Source organism: Rhizobium sp. P43 (assembly GCF_056730705.1).
In genome coordinates, this window is the sequence record NZ_CM161539.1 from 3,495,911 (window position 1) to 3,522,307 (window position 26,397).

At 62.3% G+C, this 26,397-nt stretch carries 23 protein-coding genes and 1 riboswitch; of the genes, 17 read left to right on the top strand and 6 right to left on the bottom strand.

Annotated elements, in window-relative coordinates; all coding sequences use genetic code 11:
• Window positions 1-8: 8 nt before the first annotated feature.
• The 6 genes from glpD to AC1PUL_RS17555 all read right to left on the bottom strand — a co-directional run bounded on the left by glpD (window position 9) and on the right by AC1PUL_RS17555 (window position 5,727).
• A complete protein-coding gene (gene glpD, locus AC1PUL_RS17530; protein WP_480465370.1) occupies window positions 9-1,520 on the bottom strand; it encodes a glycerol-3-phosphate dehydrogenase in 1,512 nt (503 codons plus the stop codon).
• 91 nt (window positions 1,521-1,611) lie between these two features.
• Window positions 1,612-2,400: a DeoR/GlpR family DNA-binding transcription regulator gene (locus tag AC1PUL_RS17535; protein WP_480468619.1), complete on the bottom strand. Its 789-nt coding sequence runs from the start codon at window positions 2,398-2,400 to the stop codon at window positions 1,612-1,614.
• Window positions 2,401-2,473: 73 nt separating this feature from the next.
• On the bottom strand, window positions 2,474-3,481 hold the full coding sequence (locus AC1PUL_RS17540) for a FecCD family ABC transporter permease (protein WP_480465371.1): 1,008 nt from the start codon (window positions 3,479-3,481) through the stop codon (window positions 2,474-2,476).
• Window positions 3,482-3,541: 60 nt separating this feature from the next.
• On the bottom strand, window positions 3,542-4,495 hold the full coding sequence (locus AC1PUL_RS17545) for an ABC transporter substrate-binding protein (protein WP_480468620.1): 954 nt from the start codon (window positions 4,493-4,495) through the stop codon (window positions 3,542-3,544).
• Between the two features lie 27 nt (window positions 4,496-4,522).
• Complete coding sequence (locus AC1PUL_RS17550) at window positions 4,523-5,323, bottom strand: ABC transporter ATP-binding protein (protein WP_480465372.1); 801 nt, start codon at window positions 5,321-5,323, stop codon at window positions 4,523-4,525.
• Window positions 5,320-5,727: a DUF1636 domain-containing protein gene (locus AC1PUL_RS17555; protein WP_298465992.1), complete on the bottom strand. Its 408-nt coding sequence runs from the start codon at window positions 5,725-5,727 to the stop codon at window positions 5,320-5,322. Before AC1PUL_RS17555 ends, AC1PUL_RS17550 begins: the two co-directional genes overlap by 4 nt.
• A gap of 109 nt (window positions 5,728-5,836) precedes the next feature.
• Window positions 5,837-6,064: riboswitch (cobalamin riboswitch) on the bottom strand.
• 442 nt (window positions 6,065-6,506) lie between these two features.
• Between AC1PUL_RS17555 and AC1PUL_RS17560 the strand changes: the two genes are divergently transcribed.
• The 17 genes from AC1PUL_RS17560 (at window position 6,507) to hutC (ending at window position 26,397) form a co-directional block, all read left to right on the top strand.
• Window positions 6,507-7,460: a sugar-binding transcriptional regulator gene (locus AC1PUL_RS17560; RefSeq protein WP_480465373.1), complete on the top strand. Its 954-nt coding sequence runs from the start codon at window positions 6,507-6,509 to the stop codon at window positions 7,458-7,460.
• A gap of 148 nt (window positions 7,461-7,608) precedes the next feature.
• Window positions 7,609-8,922: an ABC transporter substrate-binding protein gene (locus tag AC1PUL_RS17565; protein ID WP_480465374.1), complete on the top strand. Its 1,314-nt coding sequence runs from the start codon at window positions 7,609-7,611 to the stop codon at window positions 8,920-8,922.
• A gap of 142 nt (window positions 8,923-9,064) precedes the next feature.
• Window positions 9,065-9,937 (top strand): carbohydrate ABC transporter permease, encoded by an 873-nt coding sequence (locus AC1PUL_RS17570; RefSeq protein ID WP_166600197.1) that lies wholly within the window; start codon window positions 9,065-9,067, stop codon window positions 9,935-9,937.
• Window positions 9,938-9,948: 11 nt separating this feature from the next.
• Window positions 9,949-10,773, top strand: a complete 825-nt coding sequence (locus tag AC1PUL_RS17575; RefSeq protein WP_166600198.1) for a carbohydrate ABC transporter permease — start codon at window positions 9,949-9,951, stop codon at window positions 10,771-10,773.
• A 12-nt stretch (window positions 10,774-10,785) separates the two neighbouring features.
• Window positions 10,786-11,784, top strand: a complete 999-nt coding sequence (locus AC1PUL_RS17580; protein ID WP_480465375.1) for an ABC transporter ATP-binding protein — start codon at window positions 10,786-10,788, stop codon at window positions 11,782-11,784.
• Window positions 11,781-12,560 (top strand): L-iditol 2-dehydrogenase, encoded by a 780-nt coding sequence (locus AC1PUL_RS17585; RefSeq protein ID WP_480465376.1) that lies wholly within the window; start codon window positions 11,781-11,783, stop codon window positions 12,558-12,560. The genes AC1PUL_RS17580 and AC1PUL_RS17585 overlap by 4 nt, the downstream gene beginning before the upstream one ends.
• Before the next feature lie 34 nt (window positions 12,561-12,594).
• Window positions 12,595-14,079, top strand: a complete 1,485-nt coding sequence (locus AC1PUL_RS17590; RefSeq protein ID WP_480465377.1) for a mannitol dehydrogenase family protein — start codon at window positions 12,595-12,597, stop codon at window positions 14,077-14,079.
• 6 nt (window positions 14,080-14,085) lie between these two features.
• On the top strand, window positions 14,086-14,793 hold the full coding sequence (locus AC1PUL_RS17595; protein WP_480465378.1) for an HAD family hydrolase: 708 nt from the start codon (window positions 14,086-14,088) through the stop codon (window positions 14,791-14,793).
• A complete protein-coding gene (locus AC1PUL_RS17600; RefSeq protein WP_480465379.1) occupies window positions 14,786-16,411 on the top strand; it encodes an FGGY family pentulose kinase in 1,626 nt (541 codons plus the stop codon). The genes AC1PUL_RS17595 and AC1PUL_RS17600 overlap by 8 nt, the downstream gene beginning before the upstream one ends.
• 138 nt (window positions 16,412-16,549) lie before the next feature.
• A complete protein-coding gene (gene hutF, locus AC1PUL_RS17605) occupies window positions 16,550-17,923 on the top strand; it encodes a formimidoylglutamate deiminase (RefSeq protein ID WP_480465380.1) in 1,374 nt (457 codons plus the stop codon).
• 43 nt (window positions 17,924-17,966) lie between these two features.
• Window positions 17,967-19,475, top strand: coding sequence for an HAL/PAL/TAL family ammonia-lyase (locus tag AC1PUL_RS17610; protein WP_480465381.1), 1,509 nt, complete (start codon window positions 17,967-17,969; stop codon window positions 19,473-19,475).
• On the top strand, window positions 19,472-20,692 hold the full coding sequence (gene hutI / locus AC1PUL_RS17615; protein WP_480465382.1) for an imidazolonepropionase: 1,221 nt from the start codon (window positions 19,472-19,474) through the stop codon (window positions 20,690-20,692). Before AC1PUL_RS17610 ends, hutI begins: the two co-directional genes overlap by 4 nt.
• Window positions 20,689-22,224, top strand: a complete 1,536-nt coding sequence (hutH, locus tag AC1PUL_RS17620; RefSeq protein WP_480465383.1) for a histidine ammonia-lyase — start codon at window positions 20,689-20,691, stop codon at window positions 22,222-22,224. Before hutI ends, hutH begins: the two co-directional genes overlap by 4 nt.
• A gap of 235 nt (window positions 22,225-22,459) precedes the next feature.
• On the top strand, window positions 22,460-23,260 hold the full coding sequence (hutG, locus tag AC1PUL_RS17625; RefSeq protein WP_480468621.1) for an N-formylglutamate deformylase: 801 nt from the start codon (window positions 22,460-22,462) through the stop codon (window positions 23,258-23,260).
• Window positions 23,261-23,272: 12 nt separating this feature from the next.
• Entirely contained in the window at window positions 23,273-24,946 is a 1,674-nt protein-coding gene (gene hutU / locus AC1PUL_RS17630; protein WP_480465384.1) for a urocanate hydratase, read from the top strand.
• A 17-nt stretch (window positions 24,947-24,963) separates the two neighbouring features.
• Entirely contained in the window at window positions 24,964-25,608 is a 645-nt protein-coding gene (locus AC1PUL_RS17635) for a HutD/Ves family protein (protein WP_480465385.1), read from the top strand.
• A 51-nt stretch (window positions 25,609-25,659) separates the two neighbouring features.
• Window positions 25,660-26,397 carry a histidine utilization repressor gene (gene hutC / locus AC1PUL_RS17640; RefSeq protein WP_480465386.1) on the top strand — a complete coding sequence of 246 codons (738 nt, stop codon included), beginning with the start codon at window positions 25,660-25,662 and terminating at the stop codon, window positions 26,395-26,397.

The window sequence follows — 26,397 nt, forward strand, 5'->3', positions numbered from 1 at the left end:
ATGGGCGATCAGGCCGCCGCCAGCATCCCCAGATAGGCATCCAGCCCCTTCGCCTCCTCCGGCGTCAGGAACAGTCCTTGTTTCGTTCGCCGCCACAGCACGTCTTCCGACGTCACCGCCCATTCCTGCTCGACGAGCCAGCGGACTTCCGCTTCGTAAAGCGTGCCGCCGAAATGGCGGCCGAGATCGACCGCGCTCTTCGCCCGCCCGAGGATCGCCTTCGAATCGGTGCCGTAGCAGCGGATCAGTCGCTCGGCATGGATACGATCCAGGAAAGGATAGGCTTTCATGAGATCGGCGACCGTCGGCTCGAAGGCCGTCGCGGCGAAATCACCACCCGGCAGGCGGCTTCCTGCGGTCCAGGGCGTGCCCTTTTCGCCGATCGCTTCACCGATCTTCTCAAGCGCATGTTCGGCAAGGCGCCGGTAGGTCGTAAGCTTTCCGCCGAAGACGTTCAAAAGCGGCGCATCGCCTGCAGTTCCCTCGACCTTCAGGACATAGTCGCGCGTCGCTTCCTGGGCCTTGGACGCGCCATCATCGAAGAGCGGGCGCACGGCGGAATAGCTCCAGACGATATCGTCGGGACGCACCGGTTCCCGGAAGTATTCGCTTGCGGCATCACAGAGATAGCTCACCTCTTCGGGGCTGATGCGAACGTCCTTCGGATCTTCGGTGTAGTCGCGATCCGTCGTGCCGATAAGGGTGAACTCGCCCTCGTAGGGGATAGCGAAGATGATGCGGTTGTCCGGATTCTGGAAGAAATAGGCACGCGGATCGGTGAACTTCTTGCGCACGATAATGTGGCTGCCCTGTACGAGGCGGACATTATGCACGTTGTTGCGACCGAAGGCTCCGGCCAGCACCTGATCGACCCAGGGGCCGGCGGCATTGACCAGCATGCGGGCACGATGGGTCACGGTCGAGCCGTCGCGCTGCGATTTCGTCGTCACGACCCAGTGGCCGTCTTCACGATGGGCCGAGACGACGCGGTTGCGGCTCAGGATCGTCGCGCCGCGGATCTGTGCATCGCGGGCGTTCAGAACCACCATGCGGGCATCATCGACCCAGCCGTCGGAATATTCGAAAGCCTTGGAGAAGACCGGCTTCAAGGGCTTGCCGGCAGGATCACGGCGCAGATCAAGCGTCTTCGTCGCCGGCAGCAGTTTGCGACCGCCGAGGTTGTCGTAGAGGAAGAGGCCGAGGCGGATGAGCCAGGCCGGTCGGATGCCACCCTTCTGGAAGGGAAGGACGAAACGCAGCGGCCAGATGACATGCGGCGCCATGGCCCAGAGCACTTCGCGCTCCATCAGCGCTTCGCGCACCAGACGGAATTCGTAATGTTCGAGATAGCGCAGGCCGCCATGGATCAGCTTGGTGGCGCCGGAAGACGTGCCGGAGGCGAAGTCGTTCATTTCAGCCAGGGCGACGGAGTAACCACGACCGGCCGCATCGCGCGCGATCCCGCATCCGTTTATACCGCCGCCGATCACAAAGAGATCGTAGATTGGCTGCCCCGACATCGTTCCTCCGTATGTTCGCACCTGCAGCATTTGCTGCCATTGCGAAAGCGTGAATATATTTTTCGAAATTTAAACGAATGTCAAACGAAAGTTATTCCGCAACTGCGTCGGGGGTTTCAGGCGCTGTTTCAATGATGCGCACATCGCGTTCGGCGCAGATCTGGCGCACGCTGGCCGAGGGACAGTGGTCAGTGATAAAGGTCTGAACCTGCGAGATATGGCCGATGCGGACGGGTGCGGTGCGCTCGAATTTCGAGGCATCAGAGACCAGGATGACATGACGCGCATTGGCGATGATGGCCTGGGCCACTTTCACTTCGCGAAAATCGAAATCGAGAAGTGCCCCATCCTGATCAATCGCCGAGACGCCGATGACGGCGAAATCCACCTTGAACTGGCGAATGAAATCGACCGCGGCCTCACCTACGATACCACCGTCCGAGCCGCGCACCACGCCGCCGGCAATGACGACTTCGATCGAGGGAAAGATACGCAAACGATTGGCAACATTGATGTTATTAGTAATGACCATCAATTCCTTGTGGTCGATCAACGCGTCGCCGACGGCTTCCGTCGTGGTGCCGATATTGATGAAAAGCGAGGAATTGTCCGGGATCAGGCTGGCTGCGGCGCGACCGATCGCCTGTTTCTCGGTGGCCGCCATGGAGCGGCGCGCTTCGTATTTGACGTTTTCATTTCCGCTGGGATAGACAGCGCCACCGTGGATGCGGTTGAGGGCGCGGGAATCGCACAGGTCGTTCAAATCCTTGCGTATTGTCTGCGGCGTGACCGCGAAGCGCGCCGCGAGCTCATCCACCAGGACGCGGCCATGCTCCTTGGCCAGAGCCATGATCTCTGCCTGCCTTGCCGAGAAAATCATATCGGCCCCTCCCCTTTTTTCGTTTTTCTTCAATCTAGGCAAAAACGAAAGAGGAGCAATAGAGGAATGAGAATTACCGGCGGCGCAGGAGGAGAATGAATGCGACGCCGCCGACCAGTCCGGTGACCACACCGATCGGAACGTCTTCCGGTGCCATGATGGTGCGGGAGACGATGTCGGCGAGGATCAGCACGATGGCCCCGAGGAATGCCGACCAGGGAATGACCCTGACATTGTCACTCCCCACGATCAGGCGGACAAAATGCGGCACGAGCAGTCCAACAAAGCCGATTGCGCCGGAGAAGGCGACCATGACCCCCGTCAGGAGGGCCGTCACAAGGAAGAGTTCGGCGCGAAATCTGGGCACGACGACGCCGAGCGTGGCGGCCGTTTCGTCGCCCATGGCCAAAGCATTGATCTCTCGCGCCCGCAGCATCACGAAAGCGAGACCCAGGGCGAGCGTCACGGCCGGGTACGGGATGTGATCCCATTGCGCGAGGCCGAGACCGCCCAGCATCCAGAATACCACCGTGTGAGCGGCACGCGGATCGGCGAAGAAGATGGCAAGATTGGCCAGCGCGGTTGCCACGAATGCAATCGCAACCCCGGAAAGCACCAGCCGATCTGCGGCAGCGCCCGAGAAGCGGGTGACCATGAGGACGGCACCGGTTGCGAGCAGCGCACCGCCAAAGGCAAACAGCGGCACAGTCAGGAGGCCGAAGACGAGGCCCGTGTGAAGCAGCGCGATCACGGCTCCAAGCGCACCGCCGGAGGACACGCCGAGCAGATGCGGGTCAGCCAGAGGATTGCGGGTCACGGCCTGCAGCACCGTACCAACGACGGCCAATCCTGCGCCGACCAGCGCCGCCAGCAGGACACGCGGAAAGCGGACATCCCAAACGATGCTTTCGCGTCCCGGCGACCAGGTCGGCTCGAAGGTGCCCGGTGCGAGCTTGTTGACGATGATCGCCCAGACGGTTTCGACCGGAATGGCGGCCGAGCCTAAGGACACGCCTGCGGTTACGCACAGGACGAGCAGCACCATAGCCAGACCCGTCCAGAGAAACAATCGACCCTGCATTACTGCTGCCTTGCCTATTCCTTGCCGGGCGGGGCCGCGTCCACGGCCCCGCCAGAAGTGTCACATATTGCGAGGATGGAAGGCCTTCGCGAGGCGATCGATGGCCTGGACATTGCGCGGACCGGGCGTGGCCTCGACATATTCCAGGACCACGAAGCGATCCTGCTTGACTGCGTCGAGGTTCTTGAAGGCCGGGTTTTCTTTCATGAAGGCGATCTTCTGCTCCGCGGTCACTTCACCGTAGTTGACGATCACGACGACTTCCGGATTGCGCTCGATGACCGGCTCCCAGGAGACTTCGGTCCAGCTCTTTTCCACGTCTTCCATGATGTTGACGCCGCCAGCGGCCTCGATCATCGCCGTCGGGATGCCAAAGCGGCCCGAGGTGAAGGGTTTTTCGGTACCAGAATCATAGACGAAAACGCGCACAGGCTTTTCGACGGCGCCGATCCGTGTGGTGATGTCGGCGAGCTGCTTGCGGTAGCCAGCCACCAGCGCCTCGGCACGATCCTCGACGCCGAAGATCTTGCCGAGATTCAGGAGATCGACAAACATGTCGTCCATCGTCGGCTTGTTCTTGGCCATGATGTGGATGCAGGATTCGGTCAGCTCATAGACCTTGATGCCGAAGGGGGCGAGCGTCTCGGGCGTCACCTCGCCGCCGACCTTCATGCCGTAGTTCCAGCCGGCGAAGAAGAAATCGGCGTCGGCGTTCAGCAGGACTTCCTTACTCGGATATTTGGGCGAAAGCTCCGGCAGTTCCCGAACACCTTCCCGCAAGCTCTCGTCCAGGGTCTTCCAGCCGGAAACACCGGTATAGCCAACCATTCGGTCCTGAAGCTTCAGCGCCAGCATCATCTCGGTCAGATTGACGTCGTTAGAAATTGCACGCGCCGGTGCGGCGTCAAAGGTGACATCGCGGTTGCAGCTTTTCACGGTGACGGGGAAAGCGGCTGCGGACGTTGCAGCAACCAGTCCTGCCAGCAAAGTGACGGAGGAAGCGACGAGAGAAATCTTGAACACGGTTTATGCCTTTCAGTTTTAGCTGAGCGTTCTGGAAAAGGTGAAATGGCCGGCATGACTGGATGAGCTCGAGACCGAATACATGCGGGCACTGACGCCGAAGGTCTGCGATACGGCATCCTCGGTTAGGATTGCCTCCGGACTGCCGAATGCCGTCATCCGGCCGTGATGCATGATGGCGACATGCGAGGCGAAAGAGGCGGCAAGATTGATATCGTGCAGCGTGGTGATGATGGTCAGCTGGAGCCCCGCCAAGAGATCGAGGATCTCCAGCTGGTGGCGAATATCGAGATGGTTCGTCGGCTCATCGAGGATGATGATCTGCGGGTCCTGTGCCAGGGCTCTGGCGACGAGCACTCGCTGCTTTTCCCCGCCCGACAGGGTGGAGAACTGGCGATGGGCAAGCCCCACGACATCGAGATGTTCGAGCGCATGGATGACGGCCTCATGATCCCGTTCCGCCCAGCCGGTCAGACCCTGGCGCCACGGCACCCGCCCCATCATCACGACGTCTCGGGCGGTGAACGGGAAATCAGCGGGCATTTCCTGCAGGACAACGCCAATCTTGCGGGCGAGCTGGCGGGGCGAGAGGCCGCGAAGATCCGCCCCGTCGATTTCCACTTTTCCCTGAAGGGGTGTCACGCCGCGATAGAGGCAGCGAAGCAGAGAGGTTTTGCCCGCACCGTTTGGTCCGACAATCGCGAGCCGGTCGCCGGCGGCGATGCTGAAGCTTACATCGCGAACGAGATAGTGGCCGAGCTTCGGTCCCCAGGCGAGACCGGATACGGTAACGGAGCAGCCGAGCGTATCGCAACTCATTGGACGGCCTCCGGGCTCATTTCCGACACAAGGATCGCAGCCGGGATGCGGGCAAGGGTCTTGCCACGCAGGCCTGCAGGTCGCTCGGCCTCACGCGTCATGCCATCCGGCATACGCAGATAGAGGTCCGCGAAATCGACCAGGGCCTCAAGGTCGGTGTCGGGCTGAACATCGCCAAAGAGATAGGTGACCTTGCCAGACGCCTGAAAGGCAATCGTGCACGGGCGATCGCAGCCGGCCATGCAGACGGTTCCCGCGACCATGAAATCGGAGCCGGTATCGGCTCCGAGCCGGTGAAGGCTGTCCGTCAGACGATGCAGCAGATCAAGGCCTGGCCGGCATGTTTCGCCACGCCGCCGGCAGTCGGTGCATACCGTTACATGATGTCGTTTTGATTCTGCCACCCAAGCCCTCCGCAGGAGATCTCCGGAGGCAAAATGACAATATGTTGCACGCGCAAAGACGCGCGGCCGCAAAGCCAGTTCGTATCCATCGGCACACCCCGTCCGCTACGTTTTTTCCCACTTGACGGCAGGTCTCCTGGCTTACGGATATCTGCTGCATCCACCTTCCCACGACAAAGCGCAGTGGCCCGGCGCTGACGCGCCGAAAGGATGACAGCAATCCGCCTACAGTTGCGGGGGCAGCCACGGTCTTGGTCCCTGTTGGGTCGTCCGCACCGTGTTCCCTATTAATCCCCTCGGAGTCATCCGCTGGGGAACCGTCATCTGTTTGATTAAGGCCAGCGAGCCCCGTCAGTCAAGTCTTGTCGTTTTGTTATGTAATATCGTTACATTTGTCTAGTGTGATTTTGTCCCGTCCTTGGGGAGAGTACCGTCACGGTTTCACTTCGACACCATGACAATGGCAATGTGTCAGACCTCGCGGGCTCGATCAGCGCTTGTTGTACTCGTCCATGGTCTACGTCCAGGGATCGGGCGAAATCCTTCGCCCATGGATCTCGGCTGCGGCTAGCCTGGCGACATCTACTGAGCCAAGCGTTTCCCTCTCCACAGCGACCATTGAGATCCGGCGTATCATCATCATGACCCTGAGGTTGAAGTGCCTCAAAGGCTCAACCGGTCACCCGTCCGGACGTTCCCGCGGACCTTTGGAAGCAGAGGCCGGATTTGACACGGATCGGCAAAATTGGCAGCAGTGTCTTGGACTGGGAGGAGACTGCATGGCACGACGTGGTGAGGGTCACACAAGACTGGATGATGCGGCTCGGGCCGGATGGCTCTATTATGTCGCCGGCCGGACGCAGGACGAGATCGCCGCCGCCATGGGGATATCGCGCCAGAGCGCGCAGCGCCTGGTTTCGCTCTCTGTCGCGGAAAAGCTCATCAAGGTGCGGCTCGATCATCCGATCGCAGCCTGCCTTGAACTTGCCGACGCCCTCAAACGCAAGTTCGGACTGAAGGAGGTGGAGATAGTTCCCACCGATCCCGGGTCTGAATCCGCAACCGTGGGCGTTGCGGAAGCCGGCGCAGCGCAGCTTGAGCGCTGGCTGAAACAGACCGATCCGCTCGTCATCGCGATGGGCACTGGCCGCACGCTGCGCGCGATGATCGATCAGCTCTCGCCCATGGAATGTCCGCAGCACAAGATTGTCTCTTTGACCGGGAACATCAGTCCAGATGGATCGGCCGCCTATTTCAACGTCATCTTCTCGATGGCCGATGCGATCAAGGCACCCCATTTCCCGATGCCGCTCCCGGTTATCGTGTCCTCAGCCGATGAAAAACAGCTTCTGCACAAGCAACCGCTCGTGGCGCCCACCATTGCGCTCGGCCGGCAATCGGACGTCACCTTCGTCGGCGTCGGCGAAATGAACATGAAGGCGCCGCTTCTGGTCGACGGCTTTCTGAAACCCGACGAGATGCAGGATCTTCTGGGCGCCGGGGCCGTCGGCGAAATCTGTGGCTGGATTTTCGGAGAAGACGGCACACTGCTCAAGCATCCTGTCAATGAGCGGGTTGCCAGCCTGGAAATCCCCTCGCGGGAAACCTCGACCGTTGTCGGTCTGGCACGGGGTCGACGCAAGCATCCGGCGATTCTCGCGGCGGTGCGCGGCGGGCATATCAACAGCCTGATTACCGATGAAGAGGCGGCACGCTATCTCCTCTCCAGCTGAGATAGACTAAATTTTTCAATTGGATTTCATGGATTTAGGTCATCCTTGCGGCACCGCAGCAAGGAATCTGGATTGACATTTTTCGCCCTTGAAGTGAGTAATTGCCCATGAGCAAAGCGAATGCTCATTACTCTTCTGGGAGGAAGACATGAACTTGAAGACGATTTTGCTGGGCGCCTGCTCAGCGCTGGCGCTTGCCGGCATGGCCTCGGCCGAAACCCTGACGATCGCAACCGTCAACAATGGCGACATGATCCGGATGCAGGGTCTGACCTCGGAATTCACCGCCAAGAACCCCGACATCCAGGTCGAGTGGGTCACGCTCGAAGAGAACGTGTTGCGCGAGCGCGTCACGACCGACATCGCGACAAAGGGCGGCCAGTACGACATCATGACGATCGGCACCTATGAAGTTCCGATCTGGTCCAAGCAGGGCTGGCTGCTGCCGCTCGAAAACCTCGGTGCCGACTACGATGTCGATGACCTTTTGCCGGCGATCCGCTCGGGCCTGACCGGCGATGACGGCAAGCTCTATGCTGCTCCGTTCTACGGCGAATCCTCGTTCATCATGTACCGCAAGGACCTGATGGAGAAGGCCGGGCTCACCATGCCTGACGCGCCGACCTGGGAATTTGTCGCCGATGCTGCCCGCAAGATGACGGACCGCGCCAACGACATCAACGGCATCTGCCTGCGCGGCAAGGCCGGCTGGGGCGAGAACATGGCCTTCCTGACGGCCACATCGAATGCCTTTGGCGCCCGCTGGTTCGACGAGAACTGGAAGCCGCAGTTCGATCAGCCGGAATGGAAGAACACGCTCGACTTCTACGTCAAGCTGATGAACGACGCCGGCCCGCAGGGCGCCTCGTCGAACGGCTTCAACGAGAACCTTGCGCTCTTCCAGCAGGGCAAGTGCGGCATGTGGATCGACGCCACCGTCGCCGCTTCCTTCGTGACCAACCCGAAGGATTCGACCGTTGCCGACAAGGTGGGCTTCGCGCTCGCCCCCGACACCGGTCTCGGCAAGCGCGGCAACTGGCTCTGGGCCTGGAACCTCGCCATTCCGGCAGGCTCGCAGAAGGCGGAAGCTGCCGAGAAGTTCATCTCCTGGGCAACCAGCAAGGCATATCTCGAACTCGTCGCTTCAAAGGAAGGCTGGGCCAACGTTCCTCCGGGTACGCGGACCTCTCTCTACGAGAACCCGGAATACCAGACGGCGGCGCCTTTCGCGAAGATGACGCTGGACTCGATCAACGCGGCTGACCCGAAGAACCCGACCGTCAAGCCGGTGCCCTATGTCGGCGTGCAGTTCGTGGCGATCCCCGAGTTCCAGAGCCTCGGCACCTCCGTCGGTCAGCTCTTCTCGGCAGCGCTTGCAGGCCAAATGTCGGTCGATGATGCGCTGGCCCAGGCACAGAGCCTGACCGAGCGCGAAATGACCCGCGCCGGCTACATCAAATAATCCACCTCCCAAACCTGCCTGCCCGGATTGCGATCCGGGCAGGAGAGACCTCGACCGCTTGCGGCCAATGCCGGTCGTTGTCACTTTGCCTCCAACGGGTCCCGGACCTTGTCCGCTTGGGGCCATCAGGGCGAGCTTTATCATGGCTACTCAAAACACACGCACCCTGGCCCGTCTGATGATGGCGCCGTCCGTCGGTCTCCTGCTGATCTGGATGATCGTGCCGCTGGCGATGACCTTGTGGTTCTCCTTCCAGAACTACAATCTGCTCAATCCGGCCAATGTCAGCTTCGGTGGGTTGTTCAACTACCGCTATTTCTACACGGATCCGGCCTTCTTCCAGTCGGTCTGGAACACGCTGCTGATCGTTGGCGGCGTGCTGTTCATCACCATCGTCGGCGGCATCCTTCTGGCCCTGCTGCTTGACCAGCCGATGTTCGGCCAGGGGATCGTGCGCATTCTGGTGATTTCGCCCTTCTTCGTCATGCCACCGGTCGCCGCGCTGATCTGGAAGAACATGATCATGCATCCGGGCTACGGCGTGCTGGCGGACATCAACCGCGCGCTCGGCTTCCAGCCGGTGGACTGGTTCGCGCAATATCCGCTGCTCTCGATCATCATCATCGTCGCCTGGCAGTGGCTGCCCTTTGCGACGCTCATTCTCCTGACCGCCCTGCAGTCGCTCGATGGCGAGCAGCAGGAGGCGGCCGAGATGGATGGTGCACGCTTCATCGACAAATTCATCTATCTGACGCTGCCGCATCTCGCCCGCGCGATCACCGTGGTCATCCTGATCCAGACGATCTTCCTGCTCGGCGTCTATGCAGAGATCCTGGTCACGACCAATGGCGGTCCGGGCTATGCCTCGACCAACCTCGCCTTCCTCATCTACCGCACGGCATTGCTCGGCTACGACGTCGGCGGAGCCTCTGCGGGTGGCATCATCGCTGTCGTGCTTGCCAATCTCGTCGCCATCTTCCTGATGCGCGCCGTCGGCAAGAACCTGGACCGGTAAGGAGACCCGCCATGGCCCGTGCCACAAGCCCCCGCCGCAAGATCCTCTTCACGGTCCTCGCCTGGAGCATCGCCTTCGTGATCTTCTTCCCTATCCTCTACACGCTGATCACCAGCGTGAAGACGGAAACGGAAGCGATCCAGGGCTTCGACATGATCCCCACCTTCACGCTCGAGAACTACGTGACGGTGCAGACACAGCGCGACTACATCAAGCCCTTCATGAACTCGGTTATCCTGTCCGTGGGCTCGACCATCCTGGCGCTGATCGTCGGCATCCCGGCCGCCTGGGCCATGGCGTTTTCGCCGACCCGGCGGACCAAGGACATCCTGATGTGGATGCTGTCGACCAAGATGATGCCTGCCGTTGCCGTGCTTGTGCCGATCTATCTGCTGTTTCGTGATTTCGGCCTGCTCGACACCCGCATCGGGCTCACGGTGATGCTGACGCTGATCAATCTGCCGATCGTCGTGTGGATGCTCTACACCTATTTCCGCGAGATCCCGGGCGAGATCCTGGAAGCCGCGCGAATGGACGGTGCCTCGCTGTTCAACGAGATCGTCTATGTGCTGACGCCGATGGCACTGCCGGGCATCGCCTCGACGCTACTCCTCAACATCATTCTCGCCTGGAACGAGGCCTTCTGGACGATCCGGCTGACCACCACCAATGCGGCGCCGCTCACCGCCTTCATCGCCTCCTTCTCCAGTCCGCAAGGCCTGTTCTGGGCGAAGCTGTCGGCGGCCTCAACGATGGCGATCGCGCCGATCGTCATCCTGGGCTGGTTTAGCCAGAAACAACTCGTACGCGGCCTCACCTTCGGCGCCGTCAAGTAAGGATACCCGATCATGGGCAGCATCAAACTCGAACAGCTCTCCAAGTCCTTCGGCGAGCATGCGGTCATCCCGGGGATCGACCTTGAGATCAACGACGGCGAGTTCGTCGTCTTCGTCGGCCCCTCGGGCTGCGGCAAGTCCACCCTTCTGCGTCTGATCGCAGGTCTGGAAGACGCGACAGGCGGGCGGATCCTGATCGACGGCAAAAACCAGACGCAGACGCCACCCGCCCAGCGCGGTCTTGCCATGGTCTTCCAGTCGTATGCGCTATACCCACACATGAGCGTGCGCTCGAACATCGGCTTTCCGCTGAAAATGGCGAAGGTCGATCCGACTGAGATCAGCCGCAAGGTCGAGGAGGCAGCCCGCATCCTGAACCTCACCGACTATCTGGAGCGTCGTCCGGGCCAGCTCTCGGGCGGCCAGCGCCAGCGCGTCGCGATCGGCCGTGCCATCGTGCGCAATCCGCGCTGCTTCCTTTTCGACGAACCGCTCTCCAACCTCGACGCCGCCCTGCGTGTCGCCATGCGGCTCGAAATCACCGAACTGCACCAGAAGCTCAAGGCGACCTCCGTCTACGTCACCCATGACCAGGTGGAAGCCATGACCATGGCCGACAAGATCGTCGTCCTCAACAAGGGACGCATCGAGCAGGTCGGCTCGCCGCTCGACCTCTATCGCAGCCCGGCCAATCTCTTCGTCGCCGGCTTCATTGGCTCGCCGAAGATGAACCAGATTTCCGGCCAGGCGGCTTCGGCACATGGCGCCCATACGATCGGCATCCGGCCGGAGCATGTGACGCTGTCGACCACCGAGGGCATGTGGCGCGGCCTGGTCACGGTTGCCGAGCATCTCGGCTCCGACACCTTCCTGCATGTCCAGGTCGAGGGGGTCGGCACGATCACCACGCGGACCGGCGGGGAGTTCCCCGTCCGTCACGGCGATACCGTCTTTGTCACGCCGGATCTTACCCGCCTGCACAAATTCAACGATAAGGGACTGGCATTATGACCGGCAGACTGAGTGGAAAAACAGCTGTCATTACAGGCTCGGCCCGCGGCATTGGTCGCGCCTTTGCCGAGGCCTATGTGCGCGAGGGTGTCGCTGCTGTGGCGATCGCCGATATCGATTTCGAGCGGGCCTCGGCGACGGCAGCTGAAATCGGTCCGGCTGCCTATCCGGTGCGGATTGATGTCTCCAGTCAGGCGTCGATCGACGAGGCCATTGCAGCCTGCGTGGCGCGCGCCGGCGGCATCGACATCCTCGTGAACAATGCCGCGATCTTCGATCTGGCACCCATCGTCGAGATCACCCGCAAGAGCTACCAGCGCATCTTCGATATCAATGTCGGCGGCACGCTCTTTACCCTGCAGGCCGTGGCGCGGCAGATGATCGCCCAGGGGCGCGGCGGCAAGATCATCAACATGGCGAGCCAGGCCGGACGGCGCGGCGAGGCTCTCGTCGGCGTCTACTGTGCTTCAAAGGCAGCGGTGATCTCGCTGACCCAATCGGCAGGTCTTGATCTCATCAAACACGGCATCAACGTCAACGGGATCGCGCCCGGCGTGGTCGGCAGCGAGATGTGGGACGAGGTCGATGCGCTGTTCGCCAAGTATGAAAACCGGCCGCTGGGGGAAAAGAAGAGGCTCGTCGGCAAGGCCGTGCCCTTCGGCCGCATGGGCCGGGCGGAGGATCTCACGGGCATGGCGGTTTTTCTCGCCTCGGCGGAGGCCGACTACATCGTTGCCCAGACCTACAATGTCGACGGCGGAAACTGGATGAGCTGACGGCTCCCCGAGCCCCAAGCCAAGGAATGCACCCATGACGACCAAACTCTCGCTTGCAACTCTTGATGACATCGGTGACCGGGCTTCCCTGCCCGCCTATCGCCGCGATGAGATCCGTCCCGGAATCCTGCATTTCGGTGTCGGCAATTTTCATCGCGCCCATATGGCGATCTATCTGCACGAGTTGTTCAACCGGGGGCGCGACCTCGACTGGGGCATTATCGGTGCCGGCGTGATGCCGTCCGACCAGCGGATGCGTGACACGCTGAAGGCGCAGGATTTCCTGACGACCGTGGTCGAGCAGGATATCGACCGCTCGGCTGCGACGATCACCGGGCCGATGCTCGACGTGATCACGGCACCCGACTTCGACCGGATCATCGCGACGCTGGCTTCGCCGGAGATCCGCATCGTGTCGTTGACGATTACGGAGGGCGGCTATTTCATCGATCCGGCCACCGGTCGGTTCGATCCCAATCACCCGGCGATCGTTGCCGATGCCAAGAACCCGGAGCAGCCGAAGACCGTCTTCGGTCTGATCATTGCCGGCCTGAAGGCACGCAAAGCAGCCGGGATTCCGGCCTTTACCGTGATGTGCTGCGACAATATCCCCTGCAATGGCGAGGTCACCGAAGCGACCGTCTGCGGGCTTGCGCGACTGTCCGATCCTGAAATCGCCGACTGGATCCACCATAATGTCGCCTTCCCGAATTCGATGGTGGACCGGATCACGCCAGCGACCGGGCAGCGGGAGATCGCCATCACCCGCGACGCTTACGGCATCGAAGACGGCTGGCCGGTGTTCTGCGAAGGCTTCAAGCAGTGGGTGTTGGAAGACAAGTTCCCGCTCGGCCGGCCGCCGCTCGAGGATGTCGGGGTTACCTTCGTTCCCGATGTCGCCCCTTACGAACTGATGAAGCTCCGGATCCTGAATGGCGGCCATGCGGCGATCGCCTATCCGGCGGCGTTGATGGACATCCATTTCGTGCATGAATCGATGGAGAACCCTTTGATCCGTGGGTTCCTCGCAAAGCTGGAAAACGACGAGATCATTCCTGTCGTGCCGCCTGTCCCGAACACCAGTCTTCAGGACTATTTCTCCCTGATCGAGACGCGCTTCTCAAACCCGAAGATCGGCGACACCATTCCGCGCTTGGCCCAGGACGGATCGAACCGACAGCCGAAATTCATTTTGCCCTCGACAGCCGACCGGCTGGCCAAGGGGCTCGAAGTTCAGGGCCTGGCACTGGTCTCGGCCCTGTGGTGCCGTTATTTCGAGGGGGAGAGCGACAGCGGCAAGGCGATTGCCTTCAACGACCCAAGTGCCGAACGGCTGCATGCCGCAGCGCTCGCCTCCCGCAGCGATCCCCAGGCTTTCATCGGGATCACCGATATCTTCGGCTCGGTGGGCACCGATCCCCGTTTCCAGAAGCGATTCGGTGAGGCGATCGGCAGCTTGCGGAGCCACGGCGCCGCCGCTACGCTCCAGCGTTACATCGATGGAACCCTTGCCAGCTGAGTGATCATGGACCCGCAGCCGATCCACCTTGTGATCTTCGACTGTGACGGGGTTCTCGTCGACAGCGAGGGGATTGCGCTGGAGGTTCTGGTCGAGGCGCTGGCGAAGAAGGGGATCCTGCTTTCGACGAACGAGGCAGCGGAGCGCTTTCTGGGACGAAGCCTCGGATCTCTGGCGAAGGTCGTGCGCTTAGAATTCGGCGTCGAGATCGATCCGCCCTTTCTCGCCGACATGCGCGAAGTGCTCTACGCGCGCTTCAGAGGCGAACTCAAATCCGTGTCCGGCGTCGCTGGTGTTATCGATGGCCTGAAGGCCGCAGGGGTTCACTGTTGCGTGGCGTCATCGAGCCAGCGGGAGCGGATCGAGCTGTCGCTTTCGGTGACGGGCCTCCTTGCACGGCTGACACCACATATCTTCAGCGCCACAATGGTGGAAAACGGCAAGCCGGCCCCGGATCTGTTTCTGCATGCCGCGCGGCAGATGGGATATCAGCCATCGCAATGCCTCGTCATCGAAGACAGTCCCGCCGGGATCCGTGCCGCCCAGGCGGCGGGCATGCGGGTTCTTGCCTTCACCGGTGGGTCGCATACGCAGCATGCCAGCTACGAGACTTCCCTTGGCCAACTTCATCCGGACGGACAGTTTGACGCCATGGAGAAACTCCTCCACTTTGTCCTCGGAGTGAGGAGACCGGAAGATCTGACTGATGCGTGAACACCTCTTGGCCGTGGATGTCGGCACGGGCAGTGCGCGGGCGGGGGTGTTTGACCTCAGCGGCCGGCAACTGGCGCGATGCGTCGTCCCGATCAGCGTTCACCACTCCCTGCCCAAACACATGGAACAGGACAGCGAAGAGATCTGGTCGGCGGTCTGTGAAGCCGTCAAGGCTGCGATTGCCGAAAGCGGCATCGGCGCGGCGAGCGTTCTGGCAATCGGCTTCGACGCAACATGCTCGCTGGTCGTCCGCGATCGAGATGGAAAACCGCTCTCCGTTTCAGAGACGCAAGCACCCGGGCTCGATACGATCCTCTGGATGGATCATCGGGCGCTTGCCGAGACCGACGTCTGCAATGCGGTCGCCGATCCGCTGCTGGAGCGCTTCGGTGGACGGCTCTCAGTCGAGATGCAGATCCCCAAACTGCTCTGGCTGAAGACCCACCGACCCGAACTCTGGGCCGCATGCGGACAGATCTTCGACCTCTGTGACTACCTGACATGGCGCGCGACGGGATCAGCAAAGCGTAGCCATTCGGCGCTTGCCTCGAAATGGGGTTATTCGCCCGAAGCGCCTGGCACACCTCCGACCGACTATCTGAAGAAGATCGGTCTCGGCGATCTGATGGAGCGGGCGGGTCTCCCACTGCAATCGGAGCCGCCGGGCCGGCCGATCGGCAGGCTTTCGGAAGTCAGCGCCCGTGAACTGGGCCTCGACAAGGACTGCCTCGTGGCGCCTGGATTGATCGATGCCTATGCAGGGACCGTCGGCCTGTTTGCAGCAGGTGTGCGTCCCGACGTGCCGTTGTCTTCGGAAGCCGTGCTGATTGCGGGAACCTCGAGCTGTATCGTCCGGCTTTCGCGAGAGCCTGTCTCCGGGACCGGATGCTGGGGCGGGTTCCGCGATGCGGCTATTGCGGACCTATGGCTGACCGAAGCGGGTCAATCTGCATCCGGCGCCTTCCTCGACCATATCGTCTCCCTGCATCCGTCAGGCGGCATACCGACAAAAGCCCGCCACCGCGCAATCCTCGATGCGATCGCCGAGCATCTGGCCACCGAAGGCCCGGATTTCGGGCTTCCGATCAGTGTGCTGCCCGATCTGCACGGGACCCGGTCGCCGGTGTCTGATCCCTTTTTGACGGGCATCCTTGCCGGTGTGGATCTCGACCGGAGCGAGCGCTCGTTGCACAGGCTTTATTGGCGCAGCTGCGTGGCGCTTGCCTGCAGCATCCGCCATATCCTCGACCATCAGCCGCGACGCGCCGGAGCGCCGAGGCAGCTGTTGCTGGCCGGCGGGCTCGCGGACCATCCGCTGCTCGCTCAGCTATATGCCGATGCCACGGGCTGCGATGTCTTCGTGCCGGCGGAATGCGATGCCGTGCTGCTCGGCTGCGCGCTGCATGCGGCCGTCGCCGCTGGCGCCTTCTCAACGACAGGGGAAGCCGGGGCGCAGATGCGGTTTGCCATGGCGCATTTCCCCGCATCACCGACCCGCCAGGCTGCCCTTTCCCGCGACCATGCACTGCTCAAGGCGATGATGCGCCACCGCGACGAGCTCACCTTGCTGGCCTCGCCGCAGATCGCCGAGCCGAGTGCGATTCCCCTCGCCATCTGACATTTGGCGAAAGCCCAGCGGGATTTCGACACCCGCCTGGCAGTGACTTTCGACTTCGACAGCAGCACATATCCAAGCCCTCTTGCGCCAAAACTCCGAACCTGTCATGTTGCCTATACAACTTGCAAAGGTTTCGCGATGAGAGCTTCTCAAAGTCTGTTCTGTGAGCGCGTGCTCCTGCCCGAGGGCTGGACAAACGATGTGACAATCGGGATCGATCAGAGCGGCTCGATTGCCTCGATCGAATGCGGCAAGGTGCGTGGGCCAGATTCGACGATGCTGGCCGGGCCCGTGGTTCCGGCCCTGCAAAACCTGCATTCTCACGCTTTTCAACGTGCCATGGCGGGTCTCGCCGAACAGGCGGGCTCGACCGATGACAGCTTCTGGACGTGGCGCGACACGATGTATCGGCTGGTCGCGCAGATGTCGCCTGATGATGTCGAGGCTGTCACGATCAAGTTGTATAGTGAACTTCTGAAAGGTGGCTTCGGTCAGGTGGTGGAATTTCACTATTTCCACCATGCCCTGGCCGAGGTTGGCACCTCCAACGGCTTCGAAATGTCGAGCCGTATCCTGCGGTCAGCAGAGACGGCGGGGATCGGTCTCACGCACCTGCCCGTCTTCTATGCACATTCCGGCTTCGGTGGACTTGCGCCCAATGCCGGACAGCGCCCGTTCATTCATAACATCGACAGTTTCCTCGCCCTGCTCGATCGGCTGAAACCTGAGTGCAAGGCTGCCGACGTGGAGCTCGGCCTCGCCATCCATTCGCTGCGGGCCGCCACCCCCGATGAGATGCGTGCCGTGCTCTCCGCAGAGCAGACGGGCGGACCGATCCACATCCACGTGGCGGAGCAGGAGCGCGAAGTTGGGGATTGTCTGGCCTGGAGCGGTCGCCGACCGGTCACTTATCTGCTCGATGAGTTTGCGGTCGATGAGCGCTGGTGCGCCATCCATGCGACGCATATAACGGCGGAGGAAACAGCGTGGCTGGCGAAATCCGGTGCGGTCGCGGGTCTCTGCCCGGCCACCGAAGCCAATCTCGGCGACGGGATCTACCCAGCAACGGAATTCATGGCCTTGGGCGGGCGATTCGGGATCGGCACGGACAGCCATGTCGCAACCTCCGTGGCGGAAGAATTGCGCGTGCTGGAGTACGGACAGAGGCTTCGCGATCGGCGCCGCAACCGGCTTGTATCCGGTCCCGGAGCCTCGGTCGGCCGCACGCTGATCGAGGCCAGTCTGTCAGGCGGGGCCCAGGCTGCGGGTCTCAAGACGAGTGGCATTCGCGTCGGCGCACGGGCCGATCTCATCGTCCTCGACGGCGCCAACCCCTTCATCGCTGCGGCCAAGGACGACCAGATCCTCGACCGCTGGATCTTTGCACTCGGCAGCGAGGCCGTGCGCGACGTGATGGTTCGCGGAGACTTCGTGGTTCAGGAGGGTCGCCACCGGGCCGAAGAGCGCATCGACAGTGACTTTGCCCGTGCGCTGAAGAGAATACTGCAGTGAGTTTCATTAGCCGGCGAATTGTTTTCAGCGGATGGAGCGCCTGATGGTGCAGACGATCACTCTCGATACTGTTCTGACAGCCGATGCGATCGCTGCAATTGCAGAGGGCGCCAGGCTGGTTTTGAGCGAACCGGCGCGGCAGCGGATTCTCGATGCCCGGACGATCGTTGACACGTTGGTCGATCAGGGTATCCGAGGCTACGGCATCAACACGGGGGTCGGCGCACTCTGCGACGTGGTCATCGATCGCGCGGAGCAGGCGTCGCTTTCCCGCAATCTGCTGTTCAGCCATTCCTGCGGCGTTGGCGAACCGCTCGGGCTGCTGGAGACCCGTGCGATCATGGCAGCCCAGATCGCCAACTTCGCCCATGGTTATTCGGGCATCCGGCTTGAGGTCGTCGAGACGCTCATCGCCCTCCTGAACAAGGATATGCTTCCGGTCATCCCATCCAGGGGTTCGGTCGGTTACCTGACGCATGGCGCGGCGATCGGGCTCGTCGTCATCGGCGCTGGCGAATGCCGACACGAAGGCAAGCTGATCTCGGGCGCCGAGGCGCTGGCTGCGCTGGGTCTCAAGCCGCTCGTGCTCCAGGCGAAGGAAGGCCTGAGCCTGATCAACGGTACACCTTGCGCCACCGGCCTTGCTTCGCTTGCCGTCACCAGGCTCGCGCATCTCGTCGACTGGGCAGATGCGAGCGCGGCGATGAGCTATGAGAACCTCGGCGCGCAGACTGCTCCCTTTGCGGAAATGCCGCTTTCTTTGCGAAAGTCCGATGGGCTGCAGCAGGTCGGACACAACTTGCGAAGGCTGCTTGCCGGGAGCGCACTTCTGGCGGTATCTGCCGGCAAGCGGACGCAGGACCCGCTCAGCCTGAGAGCCGTGCCGCATGTGCATGGCGCGGTGCGTGATGCGCTCGTGGAGGCGCGGGCGGTGGTGGATCAGGAGCTTGCGAGCGTCACCGACAATCCCGCCGTCAGCGGCTCGCCCGAGGAGCCGAAAGTGCATTCGCAGGCACATGCCGTGGGTGCAGCCCTTGGCCTTGCCATGGATCATCTGGCGACGGCGGCAGCCGAACTCGCCGCCATTTCCGAGCGGCGGATAGACCGGCTGGTCAACCCGCTGGTGAGCGGCCTGCCGGCCTTCCTCGCCTCGGGCAGCGGCGTCGAATCCGGCTTCATGATCATCCAATATACGGCAGCAGCGCTGGTGGCGGAAAACCGGCGGCTCGCGATGCCCGCGAGCCTCGACGGTGGGATCACCTCCGGCCTGCAGGAAGACATTCTCACCCATGCGACGCCGGCTGCGGCCAAGGCGCTCGCCATCCTCGACAATCTCGAGACGGTGCTCGCCATCGAACTGACCGCCGCTGCGCAGGCCCATGACCTGCAGTCTTCCGAGGCGGCCAAGGCTGCGATGACGCAAAGGATCTACGAGCGGGTTCGTCACGCGGTGCCCTTCTACCGCGACGATCGGCCCCTGAACGGCGACATCCGGCAGATCCGGACACTCCTGAAGACGACGGCCGCCTGGTCGGAGAGCGAGGACGCATGACGACTATCCTCACCAATGCACGACTGGCGACCATTGCGCCCGACCGGCTAGGGCTCGGTGTGGTCGAGAATGGCAGGGTGATGATCGAGGGCGGGCGGATCGTTGCCGTCGGAGAGGCGAGCGAGATCGCAATACCCGCTGGCGCCGAGGTCATGGACTGCGAGGGTCGCTGGGTGACGCCGGGCCTGATCGATTGCCATACGCATCTGGTGCATGCCGGCAATCGGGCACGAGAATTCGAGATGCGTCTTGCCGGCGCTTCCTACGAGGAAATCGCACGCGCCGGCGGCGGCATCGTCTCGTCGGTGCGCCAGGTGCGGGAGGCGAGCGAGGCGGATCTTGTCGCGCAAACGCTTCCCCGGCTCGATGCGCTGATCGCCGAGGGTGTGACAACCGTCGAGGTCAAATCCGGCTACGGGCTCACCGTCGAAGACGAGCTCAAGATGCTGCGTGCCGCCCGGCAGCTCGCCGACAAGCGTCCGGTCGCCATCACCACAACCTATCTCGGCGCCCATGCAACGCCTGCCGACTACAAGGGGCGCAATCGCGACTTCATCGAAGACGTCGTGCTGCCGGGGCTCAAGGCTGCCCAGGAGCAAGGACTGGTCGACGCGGTGGACGGCTTTTGCGAAGGCATCGCCTTTTCGCCTGAGGAGATGCGGATTGTCTTCGATGCGGCGAAATCTCTCGGACTGCCGGTGAAACTGCATGCTGACCAGCTGTCGAACCTGCAAGGGGCAGCGCTTGCCGCCGAATACCGGGCGCTGTCAGCCGACCACCTGGAATACACCGATGAAGCCGGCGCTTCTGCGATGACCCGGGCCGGAACCGTCGCGGTGCTTTTGCCCGGCGCCTATTACTTCATCCGTGAGACGAAGAAGCCGCCGGTCGAGGTCTTCCGCAAACATGGAACGGCCATGGCGCTTGCCACGGACTGCAATCCCGGCACCTCGCCGCTGACCTCCCTGCTGCTGACCATGAACATGGCCGCCACGCTGTTTCACATGACGGTCGAGGAATGCCTTCTCGGCGTGACCCGCAATGCCGCCCGCGCGCTGGGGCGTCTCGATACGGTCGGCACCATCGAGGTCGGCAAGCAGGCCGACCTTGCCATCTGGTCGGTCGAGAGCCCGGCGGAGCTCGTCTACCGCATCGGCTTCAATCCGCTCTACCTACGCATCTGGAACGGCCACATCGCCAAAGGAATTCTGTCGTGACCATTACGCTTCACCCCGGCCGTGTCTCTCTCGCCGAACTCGCGCAGATCTACTGGAGCAGCGAGAGTGCCGTACTCGACCGCAGCTTCGATGCCGGTATCGAGAAAGCTGCCGCGCGCATCGCGGAAATCGCCGCCGGCAACGAACCGGTCTACGGCATCAATACCGGCTTCGGCAAACTCGCCTCGATCAAAATCGATGCGGCCGACACGGAGACACTGCAGCGCAATCTGATCCTCTCGCATTGCTGCGGCGTGGGCCAGCCGCTTGGTGCCAACATCGTGCGTCTGATCATGGCGCTGAAGCTGATCTCGCTCGGTCGCGGTGCCTCCGGCGTCCGCCTGGACCTGGTGCGGCTGATCGAGGGCATGCTGGACAAGGGCGTCACCCCGCTCATTCCCGAAAAGGGCTCCGTCGGCGCATCGGGCGATCTTGCGCCGCTCGCCCATATGGCAGCCGTGATGATGGGCGAGGCGGAGGCCTTCTTTGAGGGCGAACGGCTTTCCGGCGCCGAGGCGCTGAAGCGGGCGGGGCTAAAGCCCGTCGTGCTGGCGGCCAAGGAAGGCCTGGCCCTGATCAACGGTACGCAGGCCTCCACGGCGCTCGCGCTAGCCGGCCTGTTCCGCGCCCATAGGGCCGCACAGGCGGCACTGATCACCGGCGCGCTCTCGACCGATGCCGCGATGGGCTCGTCGGCCCCCTTCACCGCCGACATTCATACGCTCCGTGGCCACAAGGGCCAGATCGATACGGCAGCGGCTCTGCGCGGCCTACTGGCCGGCTCCGTCATCCGGGAAAGCCATCTGGAAGGCGACGAGCGGGTGCAGGACCCCTATTGCATCCGCTGCCAGCCGCAGGTCGATGGCGCCTGCCTCGACCTGTTGCGCATGACGGGCCGTACCCTTGAAATCGAAGCGAATGCCGTCACCGACAATCCGCTCGTGCTTTCCGACATGAGCGTCGTCTCGGGTGGCAACTTCCATGCGGAACCGGTGGCCTTTGCCGCCGACCAGATTGCGATTGCCGTCTGCGAAATCGGCGCCATTGCACAACGTCGCATCGCGTTGCTGGTCGATCCGGCCCTGTCCTACGGGCTGCCGGCCTTCCTCGCCAAGAAGCCGGGCCTCAATTCCGGTCTGATGATCGCGGAGGTGACGTCGGCGGCGCTGATGAGCGAAAACAAGCAGATGGCGCATCCGGCCTCGGTCGATTCGACCCCGACCTCGGCCAATCAGGAAGACCATGTCTCCATGGCCTGCCACGGCGCACGGCGCCTGCTGCAAATGACGGACAACCTCTTCTCGATCATCGGTATCGAGGCTCTGACGGCAGCGCAGGGCGTGGAATTCCGCGCGCCCCTGACGACGAGCCCGGAACTGCAGAACGTGATCTCCATCCTGCGTGCCCACGTCGCCACCCTGGAGGAGGACCGCTACATGGCGCCGGATCTTGAGGCTGCCGGTCGCCTGGTTGCTGACGGGACGCTGGTTTCGGCCGTGTCCGCCTGGTTGTTGCCGGGTCTGGAGGGGTGAACGTGATGTTGGCAATCATGGTACCCCCCTCTGTCCTGCCGGGCATCTCCCCCTCAAGGGGGGAGATCGGCAAGACGCTCTCTTCCTACCTCGTTGAGGCAGCTCTGCATGCCGCCAACTCCACGGGCAGATGGTCATTCCGGCCTTGCCGCAGATCGATCTCCCCCCTTGAGGGGGAGATGGTCGGCAGACCAGAGGGGGGTATCACAGCCTCCTGCAGAGGAGGTTTGCAATGATGCCGGTCTTCGAAATCAACCAAGGCACCTCCCCCGTCATTCTCGCCTTCCCGCATACGGGCACGGATGTGCCGCCCGCGATCTGGGATCGCCTCAATGACAACGGCAGACTGCTGGCCGATACCGACTGGCACATCCACGACCTCTATGCCGGGTTGTTGCCGGATGCGACGACGGTCCGGGCGACCTTCCATCGCTACGTGATCGATGCGAACCGCGACCCTGATGGCGTGAGCCTCTATCCGGGACAGAACACGACGGGCCTTGTGCCGGAAACGGATTTCGACGGTGTCGCCATCTGGAAGAGCGGGGAAGAGCCAACGAGCGACGATATCGCCGAGCGGCTGGCAGGCTTCCATGCGCCCTATCATGCGGCGCTGAAAGCCGAGATCGAGCGCGTAAAGGCGATCCATGGCGTGGCGGTGCTGTATGACTGCCACTCGATCCGTTCGCTCATTCCCTTCCTGTTCGAAGGACCTCTGCCGGATTTCAACATCGGCACGGATATGGGCCGCACCTGCAATGCCAGGATCGAGAAAACCGCAGCCGAGATCGCCGGTCGGGCCGAGGGCTACACGTCGGTGGTCAATGGGCGCTTCAAGGGCGGCTGGACGACGCGGCATTACGGACAGCCGGAGAGCGGCGTGCACGCCATTCAGATGGAACTGGCGCAGGTCACCCATCTCGCCACCGAAGCACCACCCTTCGCCTATGACGCCGGGAAGGCCGAGGCGCTGCGACATCATCTCAAGATCATTCTGACATCAATCGAAGCCATCGCGCTCGAACTGAAACGCTGAGGAGCGAGGACCATGAGCAATCCCAGACACAATATCCGCGACGTCCGCGCCGCAACCGGAACCGAACTCTCGGCCAAGAGCTGGATGACGGAAGCGCCGCTCCGGATGCTGATGAACAATCTCGACCCTGATGTCGCCGAGCGGCCGCATGAACTGGTCGTCTATGGCGGTATCGGCCGGGCGGCGCGCACCTGGGATGATTTCGACCGGATCGTCGAGACGCTGAAGACGCTCACCGAAGAGGAGACGCTGATCGTGCAGTCGGGCAAGCCGGTCGGCGTGTTCCGCACCCACAAGGACGCACCGCGCGTGCTCATTGCCAATTCCAACCTCGTGCCGCACTGGGCGACCTGGGATCACTTCAACGAGCTGGATAAAAAGGGGCTGGCCATGTACGGCCAGATGACCGCCGGCTCGTGGATCTATATCGGCACCCAAGGCATCGTGCAGGGCACCTATGAGACCTTCGTGGAGGCCGGGCGCCAGCACTATAACGGCAATCTCAAGGGCAAGTGGATCCTGACGGGTGGTCTGGGCGGCATGGGTGGCGCCCAGCCGCTCGCCGCCGTCATGGCCGGCGCCTGCTGCCTTGCCGTCGAATGCGACGAGACCCGCATCGATTTCCGTCTGCGCACCCGTTACGTCGATGCCAAGGCGCATACGCTGGACGAGGCGCTTGCCCTGATCGACCAGTGGACCAAGGCGGGCGAAGCGAAATCCGTCGGCCTCGTCGGCAATGCCGCCGAGATCTTCCCGGAACTCGTGCGTCGCGGCGTGCGCCCCGACATCGTCACCGACCAGACCTCGGCCCATGATCCCATCCACGGCTATCTGCCACTCGGCTGGACGGTCGCCGAATGGCGGGCGAAACAGGAGAGCGATCCGAAGGCGGTGGAAGTCGCCGCCCGCGCTTCGATGAAGACCCATGTGCAGGCGATGGTCGACTTCTGGAACAGGGGCATTCCGACGCTCGACTATGGCAACAACATTCGCCAGGTCGCCAAAGAAGAAGGCTTCGAGAATGCCTTCGCCTTCCCCGGCTTCGTGCCGGCCTATATCCGCCCGCTCTTCTGCCGCGGCATCGGCCCGTTCCGCTGGGCCGCACTTTCGGGTGATCCGGAGGATATCTACAGGACCGATGCCAAGGTGAAGGAGCTGCTGCCCGACAACAAACATCTGCACAACTGGCTGGACATGGCGCGCGAGCGCATCGCCTTCCAGGGGCTGCCAGCCCGCATCTGCTGGGTCGGCCTCGGCGATCGCCACAAGCTCGGCCTTGCCTTCAACGAGATGGTCCGCAACGGCGAGCTCAAGGCACCCGTCGTCATCGGTCGTGACCATCTCGATTCCGGTTCGGTCGCCTCGCCCAACCGCGAGACGGAAGCGATGAAGGACGGTTCCGATGCCGTGTCCGACTGGCCGCTTTTGAACGCGCTTCTGAACTGCGCCTCCGGTGCGACCTGGGTCTCGCTGCATCACGGCGGCGGTGTCGGGATGGGCTTTTCCCAGCATTCCGGCATGGTTATCTGCGCGGATGGTACTGACGATGCCGCCCGCAGGCTGGAGCGGGTGCTCTGGAACGATCCGGCGACCGGCGTGATGCGGCATGCCGATGCGGGCTATGACATCGCGCTCGATTGCGCCAAGGAAAAGGGCCTGCGCCTGCCCGGCATCCTTGGCAACTGAGAGGAACGAATGAGCCCATGTGCATCCGCATCCAGCGCTTCGACGAGCACCTGACGATGCCTTGGAAAAACGGGTTGGGGATCACCCGCGAGGTGATCTCCCGGCCTGCTTCGGATGGCTCCGGCGGGTTCGACTGGCGAATCAGCCTGGCAACCGTCGGAACCTCCGGTCCGTTCTCGGTCTTTGCCGGGATCGACAGAACGATTGCCGTTCTCCAGGGCGACGGCATGCAGTTGACAGTCGATGGGAGGCGGGAGGTGCCGCTTGTCGTGGGCTCGCCTCCCTTCGTGTTTTCCGGCGATGCGGAGGTTCAGGCGGATTGCCTCGGAGGAGAAACGCTTGATCTCAACATGATGAGCCGTCGCGGGGTTTTCGTCCATCGCATGACGAAGATCGCCGTGTCAGCCGCGCAGACCCTTTCGGTGTCCGGCGACACCGTCGCGATCGTGTTTCGCGGCGATGCTGTGGTTAAGATCGATAGCATGCGATCGGATGTTGGGCTCGGCGACGTCCTCATCGGTGACGAGATACCATTCGAAATCGCCGTCGAGCCTCTCGGGGCGGATTGTGCCCTTTACGTCATCGAGGTGTCTGCCGTGGCCGATCAGGGATCTGGTCTTGAACCGGTTGCCTCGACAAGGCCTGAGCCGATAAGTGAATGACCGCCGCGCCGCGAGAACATATTCGCTTCGCCACCAGCAGGATCGACCAGCATGTCCGATGATCAACCAGGCTTTGCGCTTCCCGAGGAAGGTCAGGATACGCCGCTTTACGAGCAGATGAAGGCGGAGATCAAGGCGCGGATCGAGCGGGGCGAATGGCCGATCAATTTTCGTATCCCCTCTGAAAACGAGCTCGTCGAGATGCTGGGGGTCAGCCGGATGACGGCGCATCGGGCGCTGAGAGAACTGGCCAGCGAAGGCGTCATCGTGCGGGTCCAGGGGCGCGGCTCCTTCGTTGCGCCGAAGAAGCGCCGGGCCAATGTCAGCGACGTGCGCAACATCGCCGAGGAGATCGCCGAGCGCGGCGGCCAGCATTCCGTCGAGATCGTGCTGATGCAGGCAGAAGTCTGCGATCACGATCTGGCTGATAGGCTGGAAGTGGAGGCCGGCACATCGGCTTTTCATTCGGTCATCGTGCACAAGGAAGACGATCTGCCGATCCAGCTGGAAGATCGCTTTGTACATGCTGAGCTTGCGCCTGCCTATCTCGACCAGGATTTTCGGGCGATCACGCCCAATGCCTATCTGAGCGGAATTGCGCCGATCTCACGCGCCGAGCAGTTCGTCGAGGCGGTGTTGCCGCAACCCTGGGAATGCCGGTTGCTGGCGATCGCCAGGTCCGAACCCTGCCTTCTGGTTCGGCGTCGGACCTGGTCCGGCGACCGGCTGGTCACGGCGGTGAGGCTGCTTTATCCGGGCAGCCGCTATAGCCTGGAAAGCTCCTACTGA

Excerpts from the sequence above, each read along its gene's own strand:
- AC1PUL_RS17540 (WP_480465371.1), bottom strand. The coding sequence starts at position 3,481 with ATGCAGGGTCGATTGTTTCTCTGGACGGGTCTGGCTATGGTGCTGCTC.
- AC1PUL_RS17635 (WP_480465385.1), top strand. The coding sequence starts at position 24,964 with ATGTGCATCCGCATCCAGCGCTTCGACGAGCACCTGACGATGCCTTGG.
- hutG (WP_480468621.1), top strand. The coding sequence starts at position 22,460 with ATGCCGGTCTTCGAAATCAACCAAGGCACCTCCCCCGTCATTCTCGCC.
- AC1PUL_RS17595 (WP_480465378.1), top strand. The coding sequence starts at position 14,086 with ATGGACCCGCAGCCGATCCACCTTGTGATCTTCGACTGTGACGGGGTT.
- AC1PUL_RS17565 (WP_480465374.1), top strand. The coding sequence starts at position 7,609 with ATGAACTTGAAGACGATTTTGCTGGGCGCCTGCTCAGCGCTGGCGCTT.
- hutF (WP_480465380.1), top strand. The coding sequence starts at position 16,550 with ATGAGAGCTTCTCAAAGTCTGTTCTGTGAGCGCGTGCTCCTGCCCGAG.
- hutC (WP_480465386.1), top strand. The coding sequence starts at position 25,660 with ATGTCCGATGATCAACCAGGCTTTGCGCTTCCCGAGGAAGGTCAGGAT.
- AC1PUL_RS17580 (WP_480465375.1), top strand. The coding sequence starts at position 10,786 with ATGGGCAGCATCAAACTCGAACAGCTCTCCAAGTCCTTCGGCGAGCAT.
- glpD (WP_480465370.1), bottom strand. The coding sequence starts at position 1,520 with ATGTCGGGGCAGCCAATCTACGATCTCTTTGTGATCGGCGGCGGTATA.
- AC1PUL_RS17590 (WP_480465377.1), top strand. The coding sequence starts at position 12,595 with ATGACGACCAAACTCTCGCTTGCAACTCTTGATGACATCGGTGACCGG.
- AC1PUL_RS17535 (WP_480468619.1), bottom strand. The coding sequence starts at position 2,400 with ATGATTTTCTCGGCAAGGCAGGCAGAGATCATGGCTCTGGCCAAGGAG.
- hutU (WP_480465384.1), top strand. The coding sequence starts at position 23,273 with ATGAGCAATCCCAGACACAATATCCGCGACGTCCGCGCCGCAACCGGA.
- AC1PUL_RS17570 (WP_166600197.1), top strand. The coding sequence starts at position 9,065 with ATGGCTACTCAAAACACACGCACCCTGGCCCGTCTGATGATGGCGCCG.
- AC1PUL_RS17585 (WP_480465376.1), top strand. The coding sequence starts at position 11,781 with ATGACCGGCAGACTGAGTGGAAAAACAGCTGTCATTACAGGCTCGGCC.
- AC1PUL_RS17560 (WP_480465373.1), top strand. The coding sequence starts at position 6,507 with ATGGCACGACGTGGTGAGGGTCACACAAGACTGGATGATGCGGCTCGG.
- hutI (WP_480465382.1), top strand. The coding sequence starts at position 19,472 with ATGACGACTATCCTCACCAATGCACGACTGGCGACCATTGCGCCCGAC.
- AC1PUL_RS17575 (WP_166600198.1), top strand. The coding sequence starts at position 9,949 with ATGGCCCGTGCCACAAGCCCCCGCCGCAAGATCCTCTTCACGGTCCTC.
- AC1PUL_RS17610 (WP_480465381.1), top strand. The coding sequence starts at position 17,967 with ATGGTGCAGACGATCACTCTCGATACTGTTCTGACAGCCGATGCGATC.
- AC1PUL_RS17550 (WP_480465372.1), bottom strand. The coding sequence starts at position 5,323 with ATGAGTTGCGATACGCTCGGCTGCTCCGTTACCGTATCCGGTCTCGCC.
- AC1PUL_RS17600 (WP_480465379.1), top strand. The coding sequence starts at position 14,786 with ATGCGTGAACACCTCTTGGCCGTGGATGTCGGCACGGGCAGTGCGCGG.